General features: G+C 68.2%; 7 protein-coding genes and 1 pseudogene. 6 read left to right on the top strand and 2 right to left on the bottom strand.

Going from position 1 to position 10372, the window contains the following annotated elements:
• Positions 1 to 57: 57 nt before the first annotated feature.
• Entirely contained in the window at positions 58 to 840 is a 783-nt protein-coding gene (locus tag ABQZ09_RS14485; protein ID WP_199680269.1) for a sulfite exporter TauE/SafE family protein, read from the bottom strand.
• 313 nt (positions 841 to 1153) lie between these two features.
• On the opposite strand from ABQZ09_RS14485, the gene ABQZ09_RS14480 reads away from it, so the two are divergent.
• From ABQZ09_RS14480 to bphP, 6 genes are all read left to right on the top strand, one after another.
• Positions 1154 to 1543: a YchJ family protein gene (locus ABQZ09_RS14480; protein ID WP_039415530.1), complete on the top strand. Its 390-nt coding sequence runs from the start codon at positions 1154 to 1156 to the stop codon at positions 1541 to 1543.
• Between the two features lie 219 nt (positions 1544 to 1762).
• The gene (locus tag ABQZ09_RS14475; protein ID WP_349777223.1) at positions 1763 to 1969 is read left to right on the top strand and encodes a hypothetical protein; all 207 of its coding nucleotides are present in this window, start codon (positions 1763 to 1765) and stop codon (positions 1967 to 1969) included.
• Between the two features lie 180 nt (positions 1970 to 2149).
• A complete protein-coding gene (locus ABQZ09_RS14470) occupies positions 2150 to 4312 on the top strand; it encodes a lytic murein transglycosylase (protein WP_349777222.1) in 2163 nt (720 codons plus the stop codon).
• Between the two features lie 375 nt (positions 4313 to 4687).
• Positions 4688 to 5953, top strand: a complete 1266-nt coding sequence (locus ABQZ09_RS14465) for a TCR/Tet family MFS transporter (RefSeq protein WP_349777221.1) — start codon at positions 4688 to 4690, stop codon at positions 5951 to 5953.
• Positions 5954 to 6052: 99 nt separating this feature from the next.
• Positions 6053 to 6646, top strand: coding sequence for a biliverdin-producing heme oxygenase (locus tag ABQZ09_RS14460; protein WP_349777220.1), 594 nt, complete (start codon positions 6053 to 6055; stop codon positions 6644 to 6646).
• Entirely contained in the window at positions 6643 to 8547 is a 1905-nt protein-coding gene (gene bphP / locus ABQZ09_RS14455) for a bacteriophytochrome BphP (protein WP_349777219.1), read from the top strand. Before ABQZ09_RS14460 ends, bphP begins: the two co-directional genes overlap by 4 nt.
• A gap of 321 nt (positions 8548 to 8868) precedes the next feature.
• On the opposite strand, the pseudogene ABQZ09_RS14450 reads toward bphP, so the two are convergent.
• A pseudogene (locus ABQZ09_RS14450) lies at positions 8869 to 10045 on the bottom strand (benzoate/H(+) symporter BenE family transporter).
• Between the last annotated feature and the right edge of the window lie 327 nt (positions 10046 to 10372).

Here is a 10372-nt window from a genome sequence, read left to right as displayed (position 1 = left end):
GCCATCTGCAGGGTGGTGTCACCGCCTCGAGCATGTCGCATCGCCAGCAGGTTGCGCTTACTGCTGCAGCAGATCCCAGCCCATCTTGCCGATCAGCACGATCACCAGCACCAGGAATAACTTGCGGATCAACGGCGTGCCACCGCGTAACGCCATCCGCGTGCCGGCCACTGCGCCGGCCACGTTCGCTACCGCCATCGGGATACCGATCGCCAGCATCACCTGCCCGCTGGGTAAAAAGAACGACAGCGCTGCCAGGTTGGTGGCCAGGTTGACCACCTTGGCCGCCGCCGAAGCACGCAGGAAATCCAGCCCGAAAAAGCGGATGAACAGGAAGATCAGAAAGCTGCCCGTGCCCGGGCCGAAGAACCCGTCGTAGAACCCGATCGCCGCGCCCATCGCCAGTGCGGTGGCCAGTTCGCGCCGGCCGATCCGGCGTGGCCGATGCAGCGCGCCGAAGTCCTTCTTGATCAGTGTGTAGATCAACATCGCGACCAGCAGCACCAGAATCAGCGGCCGCACCGCCTGCTTGGGCATCAGGCTGACGGCGGTCGCGCCCAGAAACGAAAACGTAAACGCCGCCACCGTTGCATACAGCACCGGCCGCCACGGAAAGCGCACAGTGCGCGCATACCGCCACGCCGACGCCGCGGTGCCGAACATTGCGCTGAACTTGTTAGTGCCCAGAATCAGCGACGGCGCCTGCTGCGGCAGCGTCGCAAACAGGCCCGGCAACTGGATCAACCCACCGCCACCCACCGCCGCATCCACCAGCCCGGCAACGAATGCGATGCACAGCAGCCAGGGCAATTCGGTGGGAATCAATTCCAGCAAGGCCACGCTCCGCACAATAGGGGCCACAGCATAGCGAGTGCACCGAGGTCACGCGCCGCAGCAAAAGCTACGCAGAATCGCGGCAGGTGTAGCCGCGTCGTGAGCTGCAGTATCAGCATCAGCAGTAGCCCCGATGCCCGCCCCGTGTCATCCACGCACACGCCAATGGAGACCGTGCAACATCAGATCACTGCATCCAAAGCCCCTCTCCCCGCGGGAGAGGGGTTGGGGTGACGGTACGGGGCGAAGCCTCGTGTTGTTCGATAAGAGGCTGCTAAACAACGCCCCAATCCCCAATCCCATCCCGCACAATCCCCGCATGCCAACCTCCACACCCACCGACCCCTGTCCCTGCGGCCGCCCCGCCAACTACGCGCAGTGCTGTGGCCCTTACCACGCCGGCGCCGCCGCGCCCGACGCCGAGACCCTGATGCGCGCCCGCTACAGCGCCTATGTGCGCCGCGATACCGCCTACCTGCTCGCCAGCTGGCATCCGTCCACGCGCCCACCGGAGCTGTCGCTGGACGAAGGCGGGCGCACCACCTGGCTCGGCCTGACCGTACAGCGCGCCCTCGCGACCGGCCCGGACACCGCCGAGGTGATCTTTCTGGCGCGCTATCGCATCGGTGGCGGCAGCGCGGTGCGCATGACCGAGCACAGCCGTTTCGTGCGCGAAGCCGGCCACTGGTACTACCTCGACGCGCGCTGAGCACGACCCAGGCCAGTTGCTACCAGAGCCCAAGCAACCCCAACCACGTCTGCACGCTCGCGCAGCCAACCGACCCGTCCGCACCCCAACGCGCAGCCCAGAAGCCCGGTTCAGCCCGACGAACGGCATCCAGACCCGCCGTTTCTCGACGCCACGTTCGCAGCCGATCCCGGAAGCTTGTCGCGCTGGCGAACTCCGCCGCGGGGTGGGACTCGGATCATGGCAACCTTCAATCTCTGGCAATGGGTGCTCCTGGCGGCGGTCGTGTTTGCGGTTGTGCTGCCCGCCTGCGTGGCCACTGCACTGATTCGCTTCGGCCCGCGCCACGATGCCCCGCGCCGTGCACGCACGCGCCGGGTGGCCGATGGCGCCGCATCGACGCCGGCCCTGTCGCTGCTCACCGGGATCGCCGGCGACGGCAGCTAAGCCCGTCGGCCAACCGCAGTACGGGCGGCACTGGCTGCAGCGGGCTCCACCTCGCTACGCATCACCCTCGCGACCACCTGCACGCCTGCAACCAGTCAGTTTGGCTATGCTCGTCGGCTCGACCAGCCGCGCAGGAGCCCTCCACCGCATGACGTCCGCCTATCCGCTGGCCACCGTGCCATGACGCTGCCCCAGCGCGCACTGCCGTTATTGATGGGACTGCTGCCGCTGGCTGCCTATGCCGACCCGGCCTTCGACCGTTGCCTGGCCGGGCTGCAGACCCAGGCCGCGGCCAAGGGCGTGGACGCCGCCCGCTTCCAGCGCTTCACCACCGGCCTGGCGCCCGATCGCAGCGTGCTGCCGTTACTCGATGCCCAGCCCGAATTCACCACACCGATCTGGGATTACCTGGCCAGCCTGGTCGACAGCCAGCGCGTCACCGACGGCCAGGCCATGCTGGTTACCCACCATGAGCTGCTGACCCGCCTGTCCGAACAGACCGGCGTGGACCCGGCCACCATCGTCGCGGTGTGGGGCGTGGAAAGCGACTACGGCCGCGTCACCGGCAAGCGCCCGTTGCTGGTCTCGCTGGCCACGCTGGCGTGCGAAGGCCGCCGCCAACCGTTCTTCCGTGGCGAATTCCTCGCCTTGCTCGGTCTGCTGCAGCAAGGCGATCTGTCCGCCGATGGGCTCACCGGCTCCTGGGCCGGCGCGTTCGGGCAGACCCAGTTCATGCCCTCGACCTACGCCCGCATCGCGGTGGATGGCGATGGCGACGGCCGCCGCGATCTGGTCGCCAGCATTCCCGATGCTCTGGCCTCCACCGCCAACTACCTGGTCAAGGCCGGCTGGGAGCGGGCCCGCCCGTGGGGCATGGAAGTCACACTGCCGCGCGGCTTCGACGCCAGCAAAGCCGGCCGCACCCGCCGCCAACCGCTGCAAGCCTGGCAAAACGCCGGCCTGCTCGGCACCGATGGCAAACCGCTCGCACCGGCCGGCCTACCGGCAGACACTCCCGCCGCCTTGCTGTTGCCGGCCGGCGCCACCGGCCCGGCGTTCCTGGTGTTCCGCAATTACGACGCGATCTATGCCTACAACGCCGCGGAAAGCTATGCGCTGTCGATCGCCCTGCTGGCCGACCGCCTGCGCGGCGGCCCCGGCCTGGTCGCCGCCTGGCCCACCGACGACCCCGGCCTGGGCCGCCCGGAACGGCGCGAACTCCAGCAGTTGCTGCTCGCCCGCGGTCACCAGATCGGCGAAGCCGACGGCATGGTCGGCAGCGCCACCCGCCGCGCCATCCAGGTCGAACAGACCCGCCTGGGCCTGCAACCGGCCGACGGTCGCCCCGGCCAGCGCATCCTCACCGCACTGCGTGCCGCCCCAGCGCTCACCGGCATGGCCGCAATACGCGCCACCGCATTCAAGCTGCCGGCCGCGTACCCCGCCTTCGCCCAATCCCCCATCGTCCACAAGGCATCCCCCATGTCCGACACCACCGGCCTGACCACAGGCGATTTCCATGGTTTCCCGTCGTTGCTGATCGACACCCCGTTCTCCACCGCCGCCATCAGCCTGTTCGGCGGCCAACTGCTGTCGTTCGTGCCCAAGGGCGGGCAGGACGTGATGTGGCTCTCGCCCAGCGCCCAGCAGCCGCCCACCCCGATCCGCGGCGGCGCCCCGGTGTGCTGGCCATACTTCGGCCGCCAGGACCAGACCGGCGATGTGCCTGCGCATGGCTTCGTGCGCACGGTGGCATGGCAGCTCACCGAGAGCCACCGCGAGGACGACGGCACCGTGGTGCTCACGCTCACCCCGCCGCGCTTCGACGACCTGGCGCTGCGCCTGCGCATGACGCTGCGCATCGGTCGCACCGTGGAGCAACGCCTGATCACCGAAAACACCAGCGCCGCCGCGGTGCGTTTTACCCAGGCGCTGCACAACTATTTCCGCGTTGGCGATGCGCTCAAGGTCAGCGTGCAGGGCCTGGACGGGCTGGATTACCTCGATAAATACGAGAACTACGCCACCGCCCACCGCCAGCAGGGCGACTGGAGCCTGCGCGACCCGCGCGACCCCGGCCGCAGCGACCGCATCTACACCAACGCCGGCGGCCGCTACACCCTCACCGACCCGGTACTCGGCCGCCGCATCGTCATCGCCACCGAAGGCAGTCGCTCGCTGGTGGCCTGGAACCCGGGCGAAGAAGCCGGCAAGAAGATGGCCGACGTGGGCGAGGGCTGGCGCGACTACGTCTGCCTGGAAGCGGCCAACGCCGGCCCGGACGTCATCGAACTGGCTTCCGGCGCCAGCCACACCCTGACCCAGACCATCAGCGTCGAATAGCCAACCACCGGTCGCCCGGCGGCACGCTGTCTTCTCCGCCCGCAGGAGAAGACAGGTGTCTGGAAGCAGCCAACGCCGGCCCGGACGTCATCGCGCCCTCCCGCCGCCAGCCGCACAGCCCCAGCCTCTCAGCCCAGCCCCAGCCCCAGCCCCAGCCCCTCAGCGTCCAACAACTAACCGCCGGCCGCACGGCGGCACACTCCCTTCTCCCGCTAGCGGGAGAAGGTGCCCGAAGGGCGGATGAGGGCAGGGCACCCCAGCCAACCAACCATCAACGCCACTCGCCAGGCGGTGCCGGATCACGCAGCCCCGCTACCCCCGGCACTGCGCTCCATCCGCCGCTACACTCCCCACCTCGCCACCCTGGGCCGCGCGATGTCTCTCCCCGCCGATCCCGCTGCCGCTCCGGGGCGCCGCCGCGCCGCGCTGATCTTCATCTTCATCACCGTGCTGATCGACGTGCTGTCGTTCGGCGTGATCATCCCGGTGCTGCCGGATCTGGTGCGGCATTTCACCGGCGGCGACTACGTGGTCGCCGCCTGCTGGATCGGCTGGTTCGGCTTCCTGTTCGCCGCCATCCAGTTCGTCTGCTCGCCGCTGCAAGGCGCCTTGTCCGACCGCTTCGGCCGCCGCCCGGTGATCCTGCTCTCCTGCCTGGGGCTGGGGCTGGATTTCATCCTGATGGCCATCGCCCACAGCCTGCCGATGCTGCTGCTGGCCCGGGTGATCTCCGGCATGTGCTCGGCCAGCTTTTCCACTGCCAACGCCTACATCGCCGACGTCACACCGGCCGACAAGCGCGCCGGCGCCTTCGGCATGCTCGGCGCCGCGTTCGGCATTGGTTTTGTCGCCGGCCCCTTGATCGGTGGCTGGCTGGGCAGCATCGGGTTGCGCTGGCCGTTCTGGTTTGCCGCCGGGCTGGCCTTGTTGAATGTGCTGTACGGCTGGTTCGTGCTGCCCGAATCGCTGCCCGCCGAACGTCGCACTGCGCGCCTGGAGTGGTCGCACGCCAATCCGCTCGGCGCGCTCAAGCTGCTGCGCCGTTATCCGCAGGTGTTCGGCCTGGCCTCGGTGGTGTTCCTGGCCAACCTGGCGCATTACGTCTATCCCAGCATCTTCGTGCTGTTCGCCGGCTACCAATATCACTGGGGCCCGCGCGAAGTGAGCTGGGTGCTGGCCGGGGTTGGCGTGTGCAGCATCATCGTCAATGCGTTGCTGGTCGGTCGCCTGGTGCGCTGGCTCGGCGAACGCCGCGCCTTGCTGCTGGGGCTGGGCTGCGGGGTGATCGGCTTCGTCATCTACGGGCTGGCCGACAGCGGCGCGACGTTCCTGATCGGCGTACCGATCAGCGCGTTGTGGGCCGTTGCCGCACCCGCCGCGCAAGCCTTGATCACCCGCGAGGTCGGCGCCGATGCGCAGGGGCGTGTGCAGGGCGCCTTGACTGGCCTGGTCAGCCTGGCCGGCATTGCGGGCCCGCTGTTGTTCGCCAATGTGTTTGCCTGGTTCATCGGCGCTGGCGCACCGCTGCATCTACCCGGCGCGCCCTGGCTGTTGGCCGGCCTGTTGCTCGCTGCAGGGTGGTGGATGGCATGGAAGCGTGCAGGGCGGGGCAGCGGAATCGCCGCCGCTGCGCAAGGGTGATGCCAACGGATTCATTTAGCGCTCGTGTCCGCTTTATCTGATTTGCGCGCGCGCTGCTAGGCTGATGCATTCCGTGCTGCGGCACTGCCTCGATTGCTTATGTGTCCTGACACCCAGGTTGTCCCGTCATCGGCCGCACGCGTGCTGCGTCACGCCACCCAGGACACGCATCGCCGGGTCGAAGCGGTGCCGCTGATGCAGGCGCTGGGGCAGGGGCGGGTCGACCGCGCCGCGTACGTGCAGATCCTGCGCCGCCACCATGCCTTGCTGGCCGGTTTCGAAGAGCAGTTGAGCGGCTGGCTGGGCACGCTGGTCGGCAGTGGCTGGCACTATCGCCGCCGCGTGCCGGCCTTGCGCGCGGACTTGCGCACGTTGAACCAACCGCCGGATCCGCCGCTTACGCTGCCTGCCGTGCGCACCGACGCCGCGCGCTGGGGCATGTTGTACGTCATCGAGGGCGCCCAGCTGGGCGGCCGGGTGATTGCCCGCGGCCTGCGCAGGCACCAGCCCGCGCTGGCCGGTGCGCTGCAGTATTTCGAGCTGGCCGACGAAGACCCGGCTGCCTGGCGCCGGTTTCAGGCCGTGCTTGATCAACGCCTGGATTCGCCGCAGACCCACGCGGCCGCCATCGACGGCGCGCATGCCATGTTTGCCCATTTCCATACCTGCCTCGCAGCGGAGCCGCACCCGTGAATCAGCACACCGAACCCCTGGATATGGACGAGTGCGCGCGCGAGCCGATCCACATTCCCGGCATGATCCAGCCCTACGGCGTGCTGCTGGTGATCGAACCTGCCGACGGTCGGATCGTGCAGGCCAGTACCACCGCCGCCGAGTTGCTCGGCGTGCCGATGGATGCCTTGCTGGGCATGCCCTACACCCAGGTGCTGGAGCTGCCTGACACCTTGCCGGCTGCGGTGGACGATCAACCGCAGCACCTGTTGCATGCCGAGGTGCGCTTCCCGCAGCGCAGCGCGCCGCCCGAGCACCCCTGGGTAGCCGCCTGGCATCTGTATCCGGAGCAGTGGCTGATCGAAATCGAGCCGCGTGACGCGCGCCTGATGGACGTCACCCTGCGCGAGGCCTTGCCGCTGTTGCGCAGCATCGAGCGCGACCCGGGCATCGCCGAGGCGGCCGTGCGCGCAGCCAAGGGCCTGCGCAACATGATCGGCTTCGACCGGGTGATGATTTATCGCTTCGACGAAGAGTGGAACGGCGATGTCATCGCCGAGGCCCGCCAGCCCGAGCTGGAGGCCTATCTCGGCCTGCATTACCCCGCCAGCGACATCCCCGCGCAGGCGCGCGCGCTGTACCTGCGCAACCGTGTGCGCCAGATCGCCGATGTCGGCTACCAGCCATCGCCGATCCAGCCCACCCTGCATCCACGCCTGGGCACACCGGTGGACCTGAGCGATGTCAGCCTGCGCAGCGTTTCGCCGGTGCACCTGGAATATCTGGCCAACATGGGCGTCAGTGCCACGCTGGTGTCCTCCATCGTGGTCAACGACGCACTGTGGGGGCTGATTTCCTGCCATCACTACAGCCCGCACTTCACCAGCCACACCATGCGCGATGCCACCGATGCGGTGACCCGCGCGCTGTCCGGTCGCATCGGCGCGCTGCAGGCGGTGGCGCGTGCCCGGCTGGAATCGGTGTTGCTGACCATCCGCGAAAAGCTGATCACCGACTTCAACGATGCCGAGCACCTGACCGTGGACATGCTCGCCGACATGGCGCCGGACCTGATGGACGTGGTGGATGCCGACGGCGTGGCGGTCTTCCACGGTGAAGACATCAGCCGTCACGGCAGTACCCCGGACGTGGCGGCGCTGCGGCGCATCCGCGACCATCTCGAATCCGAGCACCACGACGCCCTGCGCGAGGACGCCGTCGGCGCCCTGCATGTGGATGCCATCGGCGAGGTCTTTCCGGAGCTGGCCGACCTGGCTCCGCTGGCCGCCGGCTTCATCTTCGTGCCGTTGATGCCGCAATCGCGCAGCGCCCTGCTGTGGACCCGGCGCGAGCAGGTGCAACAGGTCAAGTGGGCGGGCAACCCGCAGCTGGCCAAGCTGCAGGACATCCCCAACTCGCGCTTGTCGCCGCGCAAGAGCTTCGATCTCTGGCAGCAGACCGTGCGCGGCCGCGCGCGGCGTTGGTCGCCACTGCATCTGGAGTCCGCGCGTAGTCTGCGCGTGTTGATCGAGCTGATGGAACGCAAGCGCTTCCAGCAGGATTTCACCCTGCTCGAAGCCTCGCTGTCGCGCCTGCGCGACGGCGTGGCCATCATCGAACGGGGCGCCAGCGCTGCCGCGCACCGGCTGATCTTCGTCAACCCGGCATTCGCCGAACTCAGCCAGGCCGAGGTGGCCGACCTGATCGGCCGCGACATGCTCGCCCTGGTCGCCGACGATGCCGCCCGCTCCAAGGTCGACTTGCTCGAAGACGCCCTGCGCCTGGGACGCGCCGCCTACGTCACCTTGCCGCTACGCGCCCTGGACGGCTCGCCGGTGTATCGCCAGTTCCACCTCGAACCGCTGCCCAGCCCCAGCGGCGTGACGGCGCACTGGCTGTTGCAGCTGCGCGACCCCGAATAAGCGCCGCCACCTGGCGCGGCCACGCCGACGCTGCGGCCTGGTATCGCAGTGCCGCGGCGGCAGTGCGCGCACCTCGGGTCCGACGCGGTTCTCCGTACCGGCGGTGGCTGGCTCCATCCTTGTTGTCGCGCCGCGCCTGGCTAGCCGCGGAAGCGAGGCACCAAGAGCGCCTGACACTACGACACGCAGCGCGTGATATGCACGGCAGTCTCCGCGGGCGGCCGCAGCGCGTGACCCCACAAGGTGCGACATGGGCATCCGCACATCCAGCCAAGGCTCGCCGCCCCATCAAGGCGCAGATACAAACCGCGTCGGTTGCCACTAACGCCGCGGTCGCAGCACCAGCAAGGTGACCGTGCCGGCCACCAGTCCCCAGAACGACGCACCGATCCCGCCCAGGGTCAGCCCGGACGCAGTCACCAGAAACGTGATCAACGCCGCCTCGCGCTCGCTGTCTTCGCGCAGCGCCGCCGCCAGGCTGTTGCCGATCGTGCCCAACAGCGCGATCCCGGCGATGGCCATCACCAGCTCGCGCGGAAAGGCCGCAAGCACGGCGGCCACGGTCGCCCCGAACAAGCCGATCACCACATAGAACACGCCCGCACTCACCGCTGCGGTGTAACGACGGGCCGGGTCCTCATGCGCCTCGCGGCCCATGCAGATTGCCGCAGTGATCGCCGCAAGATTCAACGCATATCCACCAAACGGCGCCAGCATAGTGTTGATCACGCCGATCCAGCCGATCGTCGGCGAGATTGGCACCGTGTAGCCAGACGCCCGGATCACCGCCACCCCGGGCACGTTCTGCGAGGCCATGGTGACCACCCACAACGGGATCGCCAGCCCGAACAGCGCCGCCCAGGACAACGACGGCACCACCAATGCCGGCCTTGCCAGTTCCAGCTGCACCGCTTCGAGGTGCAGCAACCCACCGCTGGCGGCAATGCCGACGCCGACCAGCAAGGTCGCAATCACGGCGTAGCGCGCAAACCAGCGCCGTCCCACCAGATAGGTCGCCAGCATCGCCAGCGCCAGCACCCGCTGGTGCTGCATGGCCACGAATAGATCCAGGCCGAAGCGCAGCAGCACCCCGGCCAGCATGCCCGACGCCAACGCGATGGGAATGCGCTTGATCGCACGCTCGAACATCCCCGAGAACCCGGCCACCACTCCCAAGATCGCTGCCACCACGAAGGCACCGATCGCTTCGCGCAACGGCACGCCCGCCGCGCTGCCGATCAGCATCGCCGCGCCGGGCGTGGACCACGCCGTCACCACCGGCACCCGATACCGCAGCGACAAGCCGATGCAGGTCACGCCCATACCGATCCCGAGCGCCCACATCCACGATGCGATCTGCGCTTGGTTGGCCCCCAGATGCCGCGCCGCCTCGAACACGATCACCGCAGAGCCTGGCAAACCCCACCAACACGGTGACAAATCCCGCGGCAATCGCAGGCAGCGACAAATCGCGGAGCAGACTGCGGGCTGGCGGCATGGGGGGCTCCTGACTAAGGCGAGCATTCTCACTGAGAGCATCAACAAGCGGAATCGGACTGCGTCATTCAATGCGGAAAGGATCAGGCCGCAGGGCAGTCGCCAGGCCGCGGAAAAGCGCCTCGATGTCATGCCTGTGTCAAAAAGTGCTTGCACTTCTGCGCAGGCTCGATAAGATGCGCGTCCTCGCTCACGACGGCGGCGCTTCTCCAAGCACCGCACCAACGAACGAGGCGAGTCGGAAACATCACAAGGTGTTGACGAAACGAAAAAGCCGGCTATGATGGGCGGCTCGCTACACGGAAAGACGCTACGGCGGATGGAGGTG

The organism is Xanthomonas sp. WHRI 6106 (assembly GCF_040202405.1).
Classification (GTDB): Bacteria; Pseudomonadota; Gammaproteobacteria; order Xanthomonadales; family Xanthomonadaceae; genus Xanthomonas; species Xanthomonas cannabis.
The sequence above is the reverse complement of the archived record's forward strand: the minus strand, read 5'-3'. Positions and strand labels throughout refer to the sequence as shown.